This window comes from Pseudomonas sp. 7-41 (assembly GCF_021233075.1).
GTDB classification, from domain to species: Bacteria; Pseudomonadota; Gammaproteobacteria; order Pseudomonadales; family Pseudomonadaceae; genus Aquipseudomonas; species Aquipseudomonas veronii.
This window is the reverse complement of the sequence record NZ_CP089551.1, coordinates 341,622-359,052: the sequence shown is the minus strand read 5'-3', so window position 1 is coordinate 359,052 and position 17,431 is coordinate 341,622. Positions and strand designations below refer to the sequence as shown.

The window sequence follows — 17,431 nt, the reverse complement described above, 5'->3', positions numbered from 1 at the left end:
TGGGCTGCAAAAGCCCAGCACTGTTTTCAGAGCAGTCGCAACAACTTATAGGCATCAACTATGTATCAAGGTTTACTTAAACAAAAAAAACTGCAGTTATGCAGCCATCCGTTATTTGAAGAAATAACTTCACTTGGCAAGTTACAAATCTTTATGGAAAACCATGTATTTGCCGTTTGGGACTTCATGAGCCTCACCAAACGCCTGCAACGGGACCTGACCTGTACGCAATTACCCTGGCTCCCGCCGACCGACCCGCAAGCCGCCCGCCTGATCAACGAAATCGTGCTGGGCGAGGAGTCGGACGAACACCCCCGGCGCGGTCATTGCAGCCACTTCGAGCTGTACCGCGAAGCCATGCTCGAAGTGGGCGCCAGTACCCACGCTATCGATACGTTCATCACGCTGCAACGTCGGGGCGTCGAGGCCAATGCCGCCCTGGGCCAGGTCGATGTGCTGCCCGGCGTGGCCCGCTTCGTCGCCAGCACGTTGCACATCGCGTTGAATGCGCCCACCCATTGTGTGGCCGCCGCCTTCCTGCACGGCCGCGAAAGCATTATCCCGAGCATGTTCGAACGGCTGTTGCAGGGCAGTGAGATCATCAGAAGCCAGGCGCCAACCTTGGGCGAGTACCTCAACCGCCACATCGAACTGGACACCCAAGACCACGAGCCAGGGGCGCAGAGGATGCTCCAGGGCCTTACCGACAACGCACCCGAGCGCCAGCAACAGGCGGCTGAAACCGCGGTCAACGCCGTGGAAAACCGCATCAAGCTCTGGGACGACGTACACACCTTGCTGCAACAGGTGCGCCCATGAACATCAGCGCCTACCGCTCCATCGCCGAAGACTGGGAACGCCGCGCCACCATCCGCACACGCCCTCGCCGCCTGCTGGAAAACGACGACAAACTGATCTATCCGCTGTGCCGCCAACCTCTGGTCCTCAGCGCGACCTTCCTTGAACATTGCCCGCAGTGGCGCGACTTCGTGCTGTTGCAAAGCTTCTACAAATTCATCAATGACGTGGTGATTTTCGAAACCGAGATCGTCGACAGGACCGCGCGCAACATCGCCAAGAACCGTTTCGCCCTGCCCTTCCCCCTTGTGTGTCGCTACGACGCGATGACCGTCGTGGTGGACGAGGACTATCACGCCCTGGTCGCGCTGGACTTCCTGCAACAGACCGTGAAGATGACCGGTATATCACCGCTGGATCTGCCCGGGCAGATCGAACTGAGCCGCGCCCTGCCGGCGGCGCAGGCGCAAGCCCCGGCGCACCTGCGCGATGCGGTGGAATTGATTGCCGTGGCCATTGCCGAAAACACCGTGACCCATGACGTGGCGGCGTTTTCCAGGGACGACAGCGTCAAGGCCTCCATCCGTGGCTTGATGGCCGATCACCTGTTCGACGAAGGGCGCCATGGGCAGTTCTGGACACGCCTGGTGCGCCTCTATTGGCAGGCGGCAAGCCCGGCTGACCGCGACAGCATTGCGCCGGTCTTGCCCATCTTTCTGGCGCATTACCTGACCAACGAGCTGCAAAAATCCTTCGACCTGCAACTGATCGATCAGTTGGACGTCAGCGCTGACGTTCGCCATGCGCTGCGGGCCGACATGGCGGCACTGGAGTTCCCCATCACCCGCCACCACCCGCTGATCGGCAACATCATGGGCTTTCTGCAACACAGCGGTTTGCTGCAGACACCGAGCGTGGCCCTGGCATTGGCCGACTATCTGCCGGTGGCCGGGAGAGCGGCATGAGGCGCCTGACAATTGGATGGTTGGGTATCAGCCGTGCCCTGGATGCGGTGAGGGTGGAGTTGGAACAGTATGGTCATCTGTCGGGGCATGACGCTGCCGACCTGGTGATCGAGGACGGTAGCGAGTCACTGCCCGAACACCTGGCCGCCGCTCCACGCATCAGCCTGCGCCTGGGCGTCGGCCCGCTGACGGAGCTTGGGTTGCCGCGGCTGCAGTTACGCGCTTATGCCGCCGGCCAACGCTTGCTGGCCGTGCTGGACCTTGCCGACGCGCCCAGCGGCAATGGCCAGCGACTGCGCCTGCAAGCGACAAGCGCGCTGGTGGAATGGGTCGCCGTGCTGGTCAGCGGCTTCGCCCGCGACCCGGAGTATTGCCCCGCCGCGGCCGGCACCAATGCCTGGCCCGAACACAGCTTGCAAAAGCTGGAGGCACTGGCGTTCGTGCATCGGTTCAATCACACCGCCGATGTGCAATTGCTGCAGGCAGCGCAGGTGCCGATAATCGAACGACTGCAGGCCAGCCTGCTCACCTTCGCCGCACGACCGGCGCTGAACATTGCCGGCCGTGTGCTGACCTACCGACAATTGCACGCTCAAGCACGGGCGATCCAGCAACGCCTCGGCCCACTGCTGGAAGGCCTCGAGGTACCACCGGTGGTCGGGGTGTGCCTGGAAAAAACAACGGCGTTGTATGCCAGCATTCTTGCGGTGCTGGGCTGTGGCGCGGTTTACCTGCCGCTGGCACCGGATCATCCGGCGCAACGCCAACAGGCCATGCTGGACAGCGCGGGAGCCAGGCTGTTGCTGGATGATGGCGGCCACCCACTGCGCGAGTACTTCGTTTCATTGGATGTCAGTGCGCTCGATCAGCACGACACGTCACCGTTGCTGCAGCATCGCCCCTCCCCCGATGCACCGTGCATGGTGCTCTTCACCTCGGGCACTACCGGCCGCCCCAAAGGCGTGTTGCTGAGCCAGAGCAACCTGGCCCATTTCACCGCCTGGTTCGGCGGTTGCATGGGGCTGGACGAGCAGAGTCGGGTACTGCAGTTCGCTTCGTTGAGCTTCGACGCCTCGCTGATGGATATCTTCCCCAGCCTGATTGCCGGCGCCGAGTTGATTGTTCCAAGCGAGGCGCAACGACGCGACCCGCAGCAGTTGGTAGAACTGATCCGCCAGCAGCAGATCACCCATGCCTTCCTGCCACCGGCGCTGCTGAGCATCCTGCCGCTGGACCAACCGCTGGGCCTGACGCACCTGCTGACCGGCGGCGATGCCTGTGAACCCTATGTGATCGAACGACTGGCCGGCCAATGCCAGTTGCACAACCTCTATGGCCCCACCGAAGCCACGGTGCTGGTCACCCATCGCACGTTGCGGCCCGGGGACAGCAATCGCAACGCCGGCCGTCCCATCGCCAACAGCCAGGTGCTGATACTCGATGAGCATTTGCAGCCAGTGGACGAACAGGTGATGGGCGAGCTGTACATCGTCGGGCCGGGCGTGAGCCTGGGGTACTTGAACGCAACACAACTGCACGACGACCCTTTTGTCGAACTGGTACTGCCGGGAGGACAACCCGTGTGCGCCTACCGCAGCGGTGATTACGCAAAGTGGACCGGCGACGGCATCGAGCTGGGCGGGCGTCGGGACGAGCAAGTGAAGATTCGGGGGTTTCGAGTCGAACCCCAGGAGATCGAACAGTGCCTGCGTGCCAGCCGCCTGTTCCGCCAGGTGGCGGTGGTGATCGACGGTGATCGCAGGATTCGCGGTGTGGTCGCCCAGCCGGAACCGGGTGCCACGATGGACGACCTCAAGCAGCATGCACGGCAGTGGCTGCCTGATTACATGCAACCCGAGCGGTGGATCGAACTCGCCGGTCTGCCTTACGCGAGCAACGGTAAAGTCGATCGCCAGGCCTTGTTGCAACTGCCGGTGCAGCGCCCTTCGAATCACACCGCAAAGGCCGCGCAAACGCCGCTGCAGGTTGAGCTGTTGGGGCTGTGGCGTGAGTTGTTGCAGCTTCCCACGGGCACGTTGTCCATCGATGACAGCTTCTTTAACGTCGGCGGCCACTCCATTTTGCTGTCGAGCCTGCTGCTGCGGGTTCGCGAACAATTTGGTCGCAGCCTGCCCCTGAACAGCTTTTTTGAAATGCCGACCATTCGCACGCTCGCGGCGCTGCTGGAGGACGGCCCGCGCGCTGCCGCACCCGTCGGCCAGGCGGTTCAAGACGCACAGCGGGAACCGGCTTTTGAGGTGCTGCCCGAGGACCGCGCCGGTGATCGCCGCAAAGTGATCGTGACGGGGGCCAACAGTTTTATCGGGGTCCACATTGTCGAAGCCTTGCTGGCCGGCGGTGCGACCGAAGTGGCATGCCTGGTGCGGGAACTGCCGAACCAGCCGGCAACGGTACGGTTCACCCAGGCGTTGCAGGAGTACCGCCTGGAACATCTGGACCGGAGCCGGGTGCAGGTGTACGCCGCCGATGTCAGCCAGCCTGGCCTGGGCCTGGCCGCCGAGGTGTACGAGCGCCTCGCCAGGGACTTTGGCGTGCTGGTGCATAACGCGGCGCGGGTCAACCATGTGATGGACTACGCGTCGCTGGTGAAAGACAACGTCGACCCGGTACTGGAATGCGTGCGCCTGTGTGAAACCCACAGCAAAAAAGTCTTCAACTTCATCTCGACACTCTCGGCATGCAGCGCCATCGACGCCGCGGGACAGGTCCTCGAGTCGCCTGCTGCGGCGACACCGCCGATCTACATCAAGAATGGTTACAACCTGTCCAAATGGGTGGCCGAGCGGCTATCGGCACGCGCGCTGGAGCAAGGTGCCTGGGTGAATATCTATCGTCCGGGCAATATCAGTTTCAACAGCCAAAGCGGTGTTTGCCAACCACAGAAAAATCGCCTGATGCTGATGCTCAAGGGCTCGCTGCAGTTGGGTCTGGTTCCGCGGTTAGCGGTGAACTTCGACCTGATGCCGGTGGACTTTTTTGCACGCTTCATCGCGTTCCACTGCGCTCATTTCGCAACCGGGCGCAGCGTGTACAACCTGCATAACCCACAACCCCTGAGCTGGGAGCAGTACCTCGATGCATTCCGCGACGCCGGCTACACATTCGAGCGGGTCAGTGTCGCGCAGTGGCAACGGCAACTGCGAACGGTGGGCCGCGAAAATGCGCTGTTTGGCGTGCTGGGTTTTTACCTGGACGGGTTGGGTGAAGACATCGGCGATACGTCGATGATCCGTCACGACAACGCACGCCGGGGCGTGGAAGAAATGGGTAAGCCGTACCCCGAGAAAAGCCCGGCGCTGTTAGGCAAAGGCTGCGACTACCTCAAGGCCATCGGCTTTCTCTGAACCGCCTCAGGACAACCTCATGAAACCGTTGCAACCCGATACATTGATCCGCAACCCCCGGGGCACACCAGTGGTGGCCTCTGTCGTAGTCACCTGCGAGGCCGCCAGGCTGTGGGGCTTGGTGGGGGACTTTGCAGGCTTTGATGCGTTCATTCCCGCCTTGTCGCACATCGAAATGACCGGCACCGGCGTAGGCGCTTTACGCACGAAGTATTTCCACGATGGCCATTGTGCGGTGGAGCAGCTCAACAGCCGCGACGAAGAGGCCATGTTCATGACCTGGACCACGGTCTACAACACCTTGGGCGTGGCCCGCCTGTGGGCGGCAATGCGTGTGGAGCCATTTGGCTGCGGATGCTCCAGGGCGACCTGGACGCTCATCGGCGAACCGGTCGACAGCGCGCAGGAAGGGTTCGAACACTTTATGCAGAACTTCGCCGACGGCGCACTGGAAAATGTCCGACAAATGCTCGGCTAAGCAGTAGGAGCGAGAGGCCTCGCTCCTATGCCGTTGAGGTCAGATCTTGAAACTGTCGACCAGTTGTTTCAAGCGGCTGGCCTGTTGAGACAACGCGTCACAGTCCTTCAATGTTTCATTGAGGTTGGCCACGCCTTGCTGGTTCAGCAGGTTGATCTGGTTGATGTCGACATTGAGGGTTTCCACCACCGCGGTCTGCTCCTCGGTGGCAGCGGCGACCGACTGGTTCATGCCGTCGATTTCAACAATCCGCTGCGTCACGCTGATCAGGCGCTCACCGGCCTGGTTGGCGACTTCGACGCTCTCTTCGCTGGAGGTCTGGCTCGCGTTCATGGTGGTCACCGCTTCACGCGAACCCACTTGCAGCGAAGTAATCATTTTGTGGATTTCCTCCGCCGACTCCTGGGTACGGTGAGCCAGGTTGCGCACTTCATCGGCGACCACGGCAAACCCGCGACCCGCTTCCCCGGCACGGGCGGCCTCAATCGCGGCGTTGAGCGCGAGCAGGTTGGTCTGCTGGGAGATACCTTTGATCACATCGAGAATGTGGCCGATGTTATCGGTGCTGGCGTTCAAGGTTTCGATCTGGGTGCAGGACAGGCTGATCTTTTGCGACAGTTCCGACATCGCCAGGATGGTTTTCTCCACCACTTTGCGCCCATCGTCAGCCTGCTCGCTGGCACCACTGGCGTGCTGGGAAGCGTCAGCGGCGTTACGCGCGATTTCCTGGGTCGCGGCGCCCAGTTCGTTGATTGCCGCCGCTACGCTGTTGGTGCGCGCGCTCTGCTCGTCAGAACCGACGATCGAAGCGTTGGACGACGCCATTACGCGCTGGGACAAGTCATGCACCTGGCGTGTTGCCGAGGACACCTCGGAAATCGAGGCGTGGATACGCTCGACGAACTGGTTGAAGGCACTGCCTACCTCGCCAAACTCATCTTTGCTGGTCACGTCCAGGCGGCGGGTCAGGTCACCCTCACCCTGGGCGATGTCCTGCATGGCAACGCCCATGGTGGTCAACGGCCGCAGCAGTACTTGGATCAGCAAGCTCAAGAGCACCGCAATCGCCACCACGGCAATCAGCATGGCAATCAGCGCGGAGGTGCGGAATTTACCCAGGGGTGCGTAGGCTTTGTCTTTATCAATCGACAAGCCGATGTACCAGTCCGCACCTGGCAAGCCGGCGATAGGGGTGAAGGACAGAATGCGATCCTGACCGTTGAGGACAACATCCTGGTTAAGCTTCTCGATGCGGACGCTGGTGCCTGGGTAGATGTCCTTGAGGTTCTTCATCACCTGGCCCTGATCGGGGCTGACGATGACCTGACCGTCGCCGCTGACCAGGAACGCATGGCCGATGCCGCCGAAGTCTACCGAGTTGATGATCTTCACCAGCGTTTGCAGGCTCAGGTCACCACCGACCACGCCCAGCAACTCGCCGTTCTTTTTCACCGGCATGGCGATGGTCACGATCTGCCCACCCACGGCTGCCATGTAAGGCGGGGTCAGCATCGGTTTGTCAGCCGCCACGGCTTGCTTGTACCAAGGACGCTGGCGCGGGTCATAGCCATCGGGCATTTTTGCGTCGGGGCGTTGGGTGAACACGCCGTTGGTTTGGCCGACGTAAGTGAACTGGAAGTTCGAGGTGAGTGCGGGCTGATCAACCAAGCCTGGAAGATCTGCAGCACTGCCCTGGTGAGCCATGTTTTGTGCCAGGTTTTCGAGTATCAGCACACGGCCACTGAGCCAGTTCTGCACACTGCTGGCGGTGAGTTCTCCGGATTGCTGGATGGACGACTCCAGGTTCTGTTTGATGGTGCTGCGCTGTAAGTAATCGTTGTACAACGTGAATAACGCGAAGGCCAAGACCACGACGCCTGACGCGGCCAACAGAATTTTATGACTGAACTTTAGATTCATTTCATCGACTTCTTTTGCCAAAGGGGGGGAGCGTGCTGGGTGGAACATTCCATGTAACGCCTGGGCAGACGCTTGATCTGCTCCAAATCGGTGCACGCATGGCTCGTCAGGCTTTCGGCCAAATGAAGTGGAATCTTAAGGTTTTGTCAGAAAGATCCTCTTTTTGAGTGGGAAACAGACCGGCGGTACAAGCAAGGCGTCCGAAACTGCAAAGTCTTGCAGTTTTCGAGGACGGATGAGCATCGATCAGATGCAGGGAGTCAGCTGAGCAGATATGCGACCGAAGCAGACCTCTTAAACGACAAAACCCCTGTCTGCGCAAGCAGACAGGGGTTTCGGAATTTAATCTTGACGATGACCTACTCTCACATGGGGAAACCCCACACTACCATCGGCGATGCATCGTTTCACTGCTGAGTTCGGGATGGGATCAGGTGGTTCCAATGCTCTATGGTCGTCAAGAAATTCTGTGTACCAGACCGTTGCCTTGGCAACGCTCCAGTGAAATTCGTGGACTTCTACTAAAACAAAACCCCTGTCTGCGTGAGCAAACAGGGGTTCTGGAATTTAATCTTGACGATGACCTACTCTCACATGGGGAAACCCCACACTACCATCGGCGATGCATCGTTTCACTGCTGAGTTCGGGATGGGATCAGGTGGTTCCAATGCTCTATGGTCGTCAAGAAATTCGGGTACTGAGTCGTGGCCTGTTGGCCTCGCTTCAGCAAATTGGGTATGTGATAGCTTTCGGTGTTTTGTAAGAGTCGAACTTTCGGTTCATTTCGTCTTCACACACCGCAATCTGATGCTCTTTCGAGTAGTCAAATTGCTTGGGTGTTATATGGTCAAGCCTCACGGGCAATTAGTATTGGTTAGCTCAACGCCTCACAGCGCTTACACACCCAACCTATCAACGTCGTAGTCTTCGACGGCCCTTCAGGGGACTCAAGGTCCCAGTGAGATCTCATCTTGAGGCTAGTTTCCCGCTTAGATGCTTTCAGCGGTTATCTATTCCGAACATAGCTACCCGGCAATGCCACTGGCGTGACAACCGGAACACCAGAGGTTCGTCCACTCCGGTCCTCTCGTACTAGGAGCAGCCCCTCTCAAATCTCAAACGTCCACGGCAGATAGGGACCGAACTGTCTCACGACGTTCTAAACCCAGCTCGCGTACCACTTTAAATGGCGAACAGCCATACCCTTGGGACCGGCTTCAGCCCCAGGATGTGATGAGCCGACATCGAGGTGCCAAACACCGCCGTCGATATGAACTCTTGGGCGGTATCAGCCTGTTATCCCCGGAGTACCTTTTATCCGTTGAGCGATGGCCCTTCCATACAGAACCACCGGATCACTAAGACCTACTTTCGTACCTGCTCGACGTGTCTGTCTCGCAGTCAAGCGCGCTTTTGCCTTTATACTCTACGACCGATTTCCGACCGGTCTGAGCGCACCTTCGTACTCCTCCGTTACTCTTTAGGAGGAGACCGCCCCAGTCAAACTACCCACCATACACTGTCCTCGATCCGGATAACGGACCTGAGTTAGAACCTCAAAGTTGCCAGGGTGGTATTTCAAGGTTGGCTCCACGCGAACTGGCGTCCACGCTTCAAAGCCTCCCACCTATCCTACACAAGCAAATTCAAAGTCCAGTGCAAAGCTATAGTAAAGGTTCACGGGGTCTTTCCGTCTAGCCGCGGATACACTGCATCTTCACAGCGATTTCAATTTCACTGAGTCTCGGGTGGAGACAGCGCCGCCATCGTTACGCCATTCGTGCAGGTCGGAACTTACCCGACAAGGAATTTCGCTACCTTAGGACCGTTATAGTTACGGCCGCCGTTTACCGGGGCTTCGATCAAGAGCTTCGCGTTAGCTAACCCCATCAATTAACCTTCCGGCACCGGGCAGGCGTCACACCCTATACGTCCACTTTCGTGTTTGCAGAGTGCTGTGTTTTTAATAAACAGTCGCAGCGGCCTGGTATCTTCGACCGGCATGAGCTTACGGAGCAAGTCCTTCACCCTCACCGGCGCACCTTCTCCCGAAGTTACGGTGCCATTTTGCCTAGTTCCTTCACCCGAGTTCTCTCAAGCGCCTTGGTATTCTCTACCCAACCACCTGTGTCGGTTTGGGGTACGGTTCCTGGTTACCTGAAGCTTAGAAGCTTTTCTTGGAAGCATGGCATCAACCACTTCGTCATCTAAAAGATGACTCGTCATCAGCTCTCGGCCTTAGAATCCCGGATTTACCTAAGATTCCAGCCTACCACCTTAAACTTGGACAACCAACGCCAAGCTGGCCTAGCCTTCTCCGTCCCTCCATCGCAATAACCAGAAGTACAGGAATATTAACCTGTTTTCCATCGACTACGCTTTTCAGCCTCGCCTTAGGGACCGACTAACCCTGCGTCGATTAACGTTGCGCAGGAAACCTTGGTCTTTCGGCGTGGGTGTTTTTCACACCCATTATCGTTACTCATGTCAGCATTCGCACTTCTGATACCTCCAGCAAGCTTCTCAACTCACCTTCACAGGCTTACAGAACGCTCCTCTACCGCATCACTTACGTGATACCCGTAGCTTCGGTGTATGGTTTGAGCCCCGTTACATCTTCCGCGCAGGCCGACTCGACTAGTGAGCTATTACGCTTTCTTTAAAGGGTGGCTGCTTCTAAGCCAACCTCCTAGCTGTCTAAGCCTTCCCACATCGTTTCCCACTTAACCATAACTTTGGGACCTTAGCTGACGGTCTGGGTTGTTTCCCTTTTCACGACGGACGTTAGCACCCGCCGTGTGTCTCCCATGCTCGGCACTTGTAGGTATTCGGAGTTTGCATCGGTTTGGTAAGTCGGGATGACCCCCTAGCCGAAACAGTGCTCTACCCCCTACAGTGATACATGAGGCGCTACCTAAATAGCTTTCGAGGAGAACCAGCTATCTCCGAGCTTGATTAGCCTTTCACTCCGATCCACAGGTCATCCGCTAACTTTTCAACGGTAGTCGGTTCGGTCCTCCAGTTAGTGTTACCCAACCTTCAACCTGCCCATGGATAGATCGCCCGGTTTCGGGTCTATTCCCAGCGACTAGACGCCCTATTAAGACTCGCTTTCGCTACGCCTCCCCTATTCGGTTAAGCTCGCCACTGAAAATAAGTCGCTGACCCATTATACAAAAGGTACGCAGTCACCTAACAAAGTAGGCTCCCACTGCTTGTACGCATACGGTTTCAGGATCTATTTCACTCCCCTCTCCGGGGTTCTTTTCGCCTTTCCCTCACGGTACTAGTTCACTATCGGTCAGTCAGTAGTATTTAGCCTTGGAGGATGGTCCCCCCATATTCAGACAAAGTTTCTCGTGCTCCGTCCTACTCGATTTCATGACTAAGAGATTTTCGCGTACAGGGCTATCACCCACTATGGCCGCACTTTCCAGAGCGTTCCGCTAATCTCAAAGCCACTTAAGGGCTAGTCCCCGTTCGCTCGCCACTACTAAGGGAATCTCGGTTGATTTCTTTTCCTCAGGGTACTTAGATGTTTCAGTTCCCCTGGTTCGCCCCTTACACCTATGTATTCAGTGTAAGGTAACCATCTTATGATGGCTGGGTTCCCCCATTCAGACATCTCCGGATCAAAGTCTGTTTGCCGACTCCCCGAAGCTTTTCGCAGGCTACCACGTCTTTCATCGCCTCTGACTGCCAAGGCATCCACCGTATGCGCTTCTTCACTTGACCATATAACCCCAAGCAATCTGGTTATACTGTGAAGACGACATTCGCCGAAAATTCGAATTTCTCAATTAAGAGAACTCACAAATTTTACCTTAGCCTGATCCGTTACCAGTGAAAGTAACGTTCAGTCTATCTTTCTATCACATACCCAAATTTTTAAAGAACGATCTAATCAAAGACTAGAAATCAACATTCACCATCATCACGATGGAATGCTCATTTCTAAGCTTTCAAACTTCAGAAGCAGTAGTGGTGGAGCCAAACGGGATCGAACCGTTGACCTCCTGCGTGCAAGGCAGGCGCTCTCCCAGCTGAGCTATGGCCCCGTATTTCTACAGGTTCCCACACAAAATTGGTGGGTCTGGGCAGATTCGAACTGCCGACCTCACCCTTATCAGGGGTGCGCTCTAACCAACTGAGCTACAGACCCAATTTCGGGCTGCTTCTTATCGTCTTCTTCAATGAATCAAGCAATTCGTGTGGGAACTTATGGAGCAGCTGATGTCGTCGATTAAGGAGGTGATCCAGCCGCAGGTTCCCCTACGGCTACCTTGTTACGACTTCACCCCAGTCATGAATCACACCGTGGTAACCGTCCCCCCGAAGGTTAGACTAGCTACTTCTGGTGCAACCCACTCCCATGGTGTGACGGGCGGTGTGTACAAGGCCCGGGAACGTATTCACCGCGACATTCTGATTCGCGATTACTAGCGATTCCGACTTCACGCAGTCGAGTTGCAGACTGCGATCCGGACTACGATCGGTTTTCTGGGATTAGCTCCACCTCGCGGCTTGGCAACCCTCTGTACCGACCATTGTAGCACGTGTGTAGCCCAGGCCGTAAGGGCCATGATGACTTGACGTCATCCCCACCTTCCTCCGGTTTGTCACCGGCAGTCTCCTTAGAGTGCCCACCATTACGTGCTGGTAACTAAGGACAAGGGTTGCGCTCGTTACGGGACTTAACCCAACATCTCACGACACGAGCTGACGACAGCCATGCAGCACCTGTCTCAATGTTCCCGAAGGCACCAATCTATCTCTAGAAAGTTCATTGGATGTCAAGGCCTGGTAAGGTTCTTCGCGTTGCTTCGAATTAAACCACATGCTCCACCGCTTGTGCGGGCCCCCGTCAATTCATTTGAGTTTTAACCTTGCGGCCGTACTCCCCAGGCGGTCAACTTAATGCGTTAGCTGCGCCACTAAGAGCTCAAGGCTCCCAACGGCTAGTTGACATCGTTTACGGCGTGGACTACCAGGGTATCTAATCCTGTTTGCTCCCCACGCTTTCGCACCTCAGTGTCAGTATCAGTCCAGGTGGTCGCCTTCGCCACTGGTGTTCCTTCCTATATCTACGCATTTCACCGCTACACAGGAAATTCCACCACCCTCTACCATACTCTAGTCAGTCAGTTTTGAATGCAGTTCCCAGGTTGAGCCCGGGGATTTCACATCCAACTTAACTAACCACCTACGCGCGCTTTACGCCCAGTAATTCCGATTAACGCTTGCACCCTCTGTATTACCGCGGCTGCTGGCACAGAGTTAGCCGGTGCTTATTCTGTCGGTAACGTCAAAACAATCACGTATTAGGTAACTGCCCTTCCTCCCAACTTAAAGTGCTTTACAATCCGAAGACCTTCTTCACACACGCGGCATGGCTGGATCAGGCTTTCGCCCATTGTCCAATATTCCCCACTGCTGCCTCCCGTAGGAGTCTGGACCGTGTCTCAGTTCCAGTGTGACTGATCATCCTCTCAGACCAGTTACGGATCGTCGCCTTGGTGAGCCATTACCTCACCAACTAGCTAATCCGACCTAGGCTCATCTGATAGCGCAAGGCCCGAAGGTCCCCTGCTTTCTCCCGTAGGACGTATGCGGTATTAGCGTCCGTTTCCGAACGTTATCCCCCACTACCAGGCAGATTCCTAGGCATTACTCACCCGTCCGCCGCTCTCAAGAGAAGCAAGCTTCTCTCTACCGCTCGACTTGCATGTGTTAGGCCTGCCGCCAGCGTTCAATCTGAGCCATGATCAAACTCTTCAGTTCAAACATCTTTGGGTTTTTAAGAAACCCTAAACTTGGCTCAGCAATCGTTGGTTACATCTTTGATTTCTCGCGGAGTAACTTGTGATGCTGATAATCTTGTTGACTATCAGTCTGACTCCACAAGCACCCACACGAATTGCTTGATTCAGTTGTTAAAGAGCGGTTGGTTAAGATCTTTCGTCTCAACCGAGGCGCGCATTCTACAGCAGCCTCATTTGCTGTCAAGTGATTATTTTCAGAAGTTTTCAAAGTTTCCTTTGTAACTTCAACCACTTGCGCTTCCGATCTCTCGTTAGCGGGAGGCGAATTCTACAGCGTTACACGCTGCTGTCAACACCTCTTTTTCTCCGCTTTCGACCGAGAAGATCGAAACGTCAATAGAGCCAAACAACCCTGCCCTACCAACTCCTTCCAGGCTTCGATGAACTGAAGCTGGTCGCTGTCGAATCTTGCGTAACTCTTTGTTTACCAAGGAGTTTTCCGTTTCGACTGCGCCGGAAGTGGGGCGAATTATAGACGTCCAGGATTTGCCGTCAACCTTTAATTTCGCTTATCTATCCAATAGTTAGCATTGGTTAAAAAACAACCAACTTTCTTCTATATAGAGCCCTTAATGACGCTCTATATAGAAGAGAGGACTCAGATAACCCCAGCTTCTTTTAAAGCAGCCACATTCGCCGGCATCAACCCCAGCACTTCCTGCAACACCCTGACCGTATGCTCACCCAATAAAGGAGGCGCGCTGCGGTATTCCACAGGGGTCTTGGATAACCGTATAGGACTGGCAACCTGAGGCACCATCCCCGCCAGTGCGTGAGGCAACTCAATCGCCAGCCCGCGCGCCTTGACCTGGGCATCCGCGAATACCTGCGCCAGATCATTGATCGGCCCGCACGGCACGCCGACTCGCTCCAGTTGCGACACCCATTCAGCCGTCGTCTTGAACACCGTCGCCTGGCGAATCAAGGGAATCAGTTCCGCGCGATTGGCCACCCGCACCTTGTTGGTCGCGAAACGCGGATCATCCGCCCACTGCGGCTGACCTGCCACCTGCGCAAACTTACGGAACTGCCCGTCATTCCCCACCGTCAGGATGAAGTCGCCATCGGCCGTGGGAAAATCCTGATAAGGCACGATATTCGGATGTGCATTGCCCAAGCGCTTTGGCGGCACGCCTGTCGTCAGGTAGTTCATCGCCTGGTTGGCCAGACAAGCCACCTGCACGTCCAGCAGCGCCATATCAATATGTTGCCCGCCGCCGTCACGCTCGCGATGAGCCAGCGCCGCCAGGATCGCCACCGTCGAATAGAGCCCCGTAAGGATGTCAGTCAACGCCACCCCCACTTTCACCGGGCCCGCCCCCTCATCACCCTCAGGCCGCCCCGTCAGGCTCATGAGTCCGCCCAACCCCTGGATCATGAAGTCGTAGCCCGCACGCGCCGCATAAGGCCCCGTCTGGCCAAACCCCGTGATCGAGCAATAGATCAACGCCGGGTTGACCTCCTTCAGCGAGGCATAGTCCAGCCCATACGCCGCCAGGCCGCCCACCTTGAAGTTCTCGATCAGGATGTCGGACTTGGCCGCCAGGTCACGCACCAGCTTCTGCCCCTCCGGCTGCGTGAAGTCGATGGTCACCGACTCTTTGTTGCGGTTGGCCGACAAGTAATACGCCGCTTCACTGGTGTTCTCGCCATACGCGTCCTTGAGGAAGGGAGGGCCCCAGGCACGCGTGTCGTCACCATTGCCCGGCCGCTCGACCTTGATCACTTCGGCCCCAAGGTCCGCGAGGATCTGCCCGGCCCAAGGGCCCGCCAGTACTCGCGACAAATCCAGTACCCGCAGATGCGAAAGCGCGCCCATGCCCGTGCTCCTATTAATAGAACGCCTGAAGACCGGTTTGCGCGCGCCCCAGAATCAAGGCGTGTACATCGTGGGTACCTTCATAGGTGTTCACCACTTCCAGGTTGACCAGGTGACGCGCCACCCCGAACTCGTCGGAGATACCGTTGCCGCCCAACATATCCCGCGCCATGCGTGCGATATCCAGCGACTTGCCGCAGGAATTGCGCTTCATGATCGACGTGATTTCCACCGCCGCAGTGCCTTCATCCTTCATCCGCCCCAGGCGCAGGCAGCCTTGTAGGGCCAGAGTGATCTCGGTCTGCATGTCCGCGAGCTTCTTCTGGATAAGCTGGGTCGCCGCCAATGGCCGACCGAACTGATGCCGATCAAGGGTGTATTGGCGAGCGGTATGCCAGCAGAACTCGGCAGCACCCAGCGCGCCCCAGGAGATCCCGTAACGAGCGGAGTTAAGGCAGGTGAAGGGGCCTTTCAAGCCACGCACATCCGGGAAGATGTTCTCGTCGGGCACGAACACGTTGTCCATGACGATCTCGCCGGTAATCGAAGCCCGCAGGCCGACCTTGCCGTGAATCGCCGGAGCGCTCAGACCTTTCCAGCCTTTCTCCAGGACAAAACCGCGGATATCGCCGGCATCGTCCTTGGCCCACACCACGAACACATCGGCGATCGGGCTGTTGGTGATCCACATCTTGGCGCCGGTCAGGCTGTAGCCGCCATCCACCTTGCGTGCCCGGGTAATCATCGCGCCCGGGTCGGAACCGTGGTTAGGCTCAGTCAGACCGAAGCATCCGATCCATTCACCCGACGCCAGTTTCGGCAGGTATTTCTGTTTTTGCGCTTCGGTGCCGAACTCATTGATCGGCACCATGACCAGTGACGACTGCACACTCATCATCGAGCGATAGCCGGAGTCGACTCGCTCGACCTCACGCGCAATCAACCCGTAGCTGACGTAATTCAGGCCACTGCCGCCGTACTGCTCGGGAATCATCGCGCCCAACAGGCCGGTTTCGCCCATCTCACGGAAGATCGCCGGGTCGGTCTTTTCATGGCGGAAGGCTTCGAGCACCCTTGGCGCCAACTTGTCCTGGGCGAATTGCTCAGCACTGTCGCGCACCATGCGCTCTTCTTCGGTGAGCTGTTGATCCAGCAGCAGTGGATCGATCCAGTTGAAGCTTGCCTTGCCAGCCATGAATAAGTCCTCGCAAAGAAATCAGAAGTCGTGGATGCAGACTAGGCTCGGCAAGCGCAGAGGGCAAACGAGGTTTTTGCATAGGCTTGTGCTAATTTCTCACTCCGTAACGGCCGAGAAGGGCGCAAACGCGCCTTATAAGTGAGAACAAGGTACATGCGCAGAAAAATCCCCAGCACCACCGCCCTTGTCAGCTTTGAAGCTGCAGCCCGCCACGAGAGCTTTACCAAGGCGGCGCAGGAGCTCTCCATCACTCAGGGCGCCATTTGCCGACAGATCGCCAGCCTCGAGGAGTTTTTAAGTGTCGAGCTGTTTCGACGCTCGCGGCGTGGGGTCAAGCTGACGGAAGCGGGCCTGTCGTATAGCCGTCGTGTCGCCACGCAATTGGACGCGGTGGAGCGCGACACCTTGTCCGTCATGGGACAGCAGGGCGCGAACGTCATCGAGCTGGCAGTGGTGCCGACCTTTGGCACCCAATGGCTGATCCCTCGCCTCAAGGACTTTCAGCGCCAGCACCCGGAAGTCACGGTCAACCTCACCAACCGCACGCGCCCCTTCCTGTTTGCCGACACCGAATTCGACGCCGCGATCTATTTCGGCGATGCCGACTGGTCCGGTACCGAATCCCACCGGCTGATGGGAGAAAACCCGGTCCCGGTGTGCAGCCCGCGCTTACTCGGCAGCCGCACACACTTCAGCCCCCAGGAAATCGCAGAACTGCCGCTGCTGCAGCAGACCACGCGGCCCTATGCCTGGCGCCAGTGGTTCAACGCGCAACAACTGAACATACCCCGCGACATGACAGGCCCCCGCTACGAGCTATTCTCGATGTTGTCCCAGGCGGCCATGCATGACATGGGCATTGCGCTGATTCCACCGTTCCTCATCCAGCGCGAACTGAACGAGCACCAACTGGTGATCGCGAGCCCTGAAGCACTGAGCAGTTCGAAGGCGTATTACTTGATGATTCCTGACAGGAAAGTCGAATCTGCCTCCCTGCACGCCTTCAGGGACTGGCTGATCGACCAGTCCCAGCGCTATAGCCCAGTAATCTAAGGGCGGAGCGGC

At 57.2% G+C, this 17,431-nt stretch carries 8 protein-coding genes, 2 tRNA genes and 4 rRNA genes; 5 read left to right on the top strand and 9 right to left on the bottom strand.

What is annotated here, in order from left to right:
• The first annotated feature begins 60 nt into the window (after positions 1 to 60).
• Genes LQ249_RS01605 through LQ249_RS01590 form a run of 4 tightly spaced genes read left to right on the top strand, consistent with a single transcriptional unit; the run spans position 61 to position 5,606 of the window.
• On the top strand, positions 61 to 819 hold the full coding sequence (locus tag LQ249_RS01605) for a DUF3050 domain-containing protein (RefSeq protein ID WP_046385135.1): 759 nt from the start codon (positions 61 to 63) through the stop codon (positions 817 to 819).
• Complete coding sequence (locus LQ249_RS01600) at positions 816 to 1,763, top strand: diiron oxygenase (protein ID WP_046483732.1); 948 nt, start codon at positions 816 to 818, stop codon at positions 1,761 to 1,763. The genes LQ249_RS01605 and LQ249_RS01600 overlap by 4 nt, the downstream gene beginning before the upstream one ends.
• On the top strand, positions 1,760 to 5,128 hold the full coding sequence (locus LQ249_RS01595) for an amino acid adenylation domain-containing protein (RefSeq protein WP_232566133.1): 3,369 nt from the start codon (positions 1,760 to 1,762) through the stop codon (positions 5,126 to 5,128). Before LQ249_RS01600 ends, LQ249_RS01595 begins: the two co-directional genes overlap by 4 nt.
• Before the next feature lie 19 nt (positions 5,129 to 5,147).
• Complete coding sequence (locus tag LQ249_RS01590; protein ID WP_232566132.1) at positions 5,148 to 5,606, top strand: SRPBCC family protein; 459 nt, start codon at positions 5,148 to 5,150, stop codon at positions 5,604 to 5,606.
• Positions 5,607 to 5,645: 39 nt separating this feature from the next.
• On the opposite strand, the gene LQ249_RS01585 is transcribed toward LQ249_RS01590, so the two are convergent.
• From LQ249_RS01585 to LQ249_RS01545, 9 genes are all read right to left on the bottom strand, one after another.
• Positions 5,646 to 7,526, bottom strand: coding sequence for a methyl-accepting chemotaxis protein (locus LQ249_RS01585; RefSeq protein ID WP_079442568.1), 1,881 nt, complete (start codon positions 7,524 to 7,526; stop codon positions 5,646 to 5,648).
• Between the two features lie 346 nt (positions 7,527 to 7,872).
• Positions 7,873 to 7,988 (bottom strand): 5S ribosomal RNA (rrf, locus tag LQ249_RS01580).
• A gap of 109 nt (positions 7,989 to 8,097) precedes the next feature.
• Positions 8,098 to 8,213 (bottom strand): 5S ribosomal RNA (gene rrf, locus LQ249_RS01575).
• Between the two features lie 157 nt (positions 8,214 to 8,370).
• Positions 8,371 to 11,262, bottom strand: a 23S ribosomal RNA gene (locus tag LQ249_RS01570).
• A gap of 247 nt (positions 11,263 to 11,509) precedes the next feature.
• Positions 11,510 to 11,585 (bottom strand) — tRNA-Ala (locus LQ249_RS01565).
• Positions 11,586 to 11,612: 27 nt separating this feature from the next.
• Positions 11,613 to 11,689, bottom strand: a tRNA-Ile gene (locus LQ249_RS01560).
• An 82-nt stretch (positions 11,690 to 11,771) separates the two neighbouring features.
• A 16S ribosomal RNA gene (locus LQ249_RS01555) occupies positions 11,772 to 13,308 on the bottom strand.
• The 16S, 23S and 5S rRNA genes sit together here with 2 tRNA genes alongside, the layout of an rRNA operon.
• A 639-nt stretch (positions 13,309 to 13,947) precedes the next feature.
• Complete coding sequence (locus LQ249_RS01550) at positions 13,948 to 15,168, bottom strand: CaiB/BaiF CoA transferase family protein (RefSeq protein ID WP_046381519.1); 1,221 nt, start codon at positions 15,166 to 15,168, stop codon at positions 13,948 to 13,950.
• 13 nt (positions 15,169 to 15,181) lie between these two features.
• Complete coding sequence (locus tag LQ249_RS01545; protein WP_017849059.1) at positions 15,182 to 16,363, bottom strand: acyl-CoA dehydrogenase; 1,182 nt, start codon at positions 16,361 to 16,363, stop codon at positions 15,182 to 15,184.
• Between the two features lie 156 nt (positions 16,364 to 16,519).
• On the opposite strand from LQ249_RS01545, the gene LQ249_RS01540 reads away from it, so the two are divergent.
• Positions 16,520 to 17,419 (top strand): LysR family transcriptional regulator, encoded by a 900-nt coding sequence (locus LQ249_RS01540; protein WP_104904171.1) that lies wholly within the window; start codon positions 16,520 to 16,522, stop codon positions 17,417 to 17,419.
• Positions 17,420 to 17,431: the final 12 nt, after the last annotated feature.

Bases quoted from the DNA above. Each gene is read 5' to 3' on its own strand.
- LQ249_RS01605 (WP_046385135.1), top strand. From the start codon at position 61: ATGTATCAAGGTTTACTTAAACAAAAAAAACTGCAGTTATGCAGCCAT.
- LQ249_RS01600 (WP_046483732.1), top strand. From the start codon at position 816: ATGAACATCAGCGCCTACCGCTCCATCGCCGAAGACTGGGAACGCCGC.
- LQ249_RS01595 (WP_232566133.1), top strand. From the start codon at position 1,760: ATGAGGCGCCTGACAATTGGATGGTTGGGTATCAGCCGTGCCCTGGAT.
- LQ249_RS01590 (WP_232566132.1), top strand. From the start codon at position 5,148: ATGAAACCGTTGCAACCCGATACATTGATCCGCAACCCCCGGGGCACA.
- LQ249_RS01585 (WP_079442568.1), bottom strand. From the start codon at position 7,526: ATGAATCTAAAGTTCAGTCATAAAATTCTGTTGGCCGCGTCAGGCGTC.
- LQ249_RS01550 (WP_046381519.1), bottom strand. From the start codon at position 15,168: ATGGGCGCGCTTTCGCATCTGCGGGTACTGGATTTGTCGCGAGTACTG.
- LQ249_RS01545 (WP_017849059.1), bottom strand. From the start codon at position 16,363: ATGGCTGGCAAGGCAAGCTTCAACTGGATCGATCCACTGCTGCTGGAT.
- LQ249_RS01540 (WP_104904171.1), top strand. From the start codon at position 16,520: ATGCGCAGAAAAATCCCCAGCACCACCGCCCTTGTCAGCTTTGAAGCT.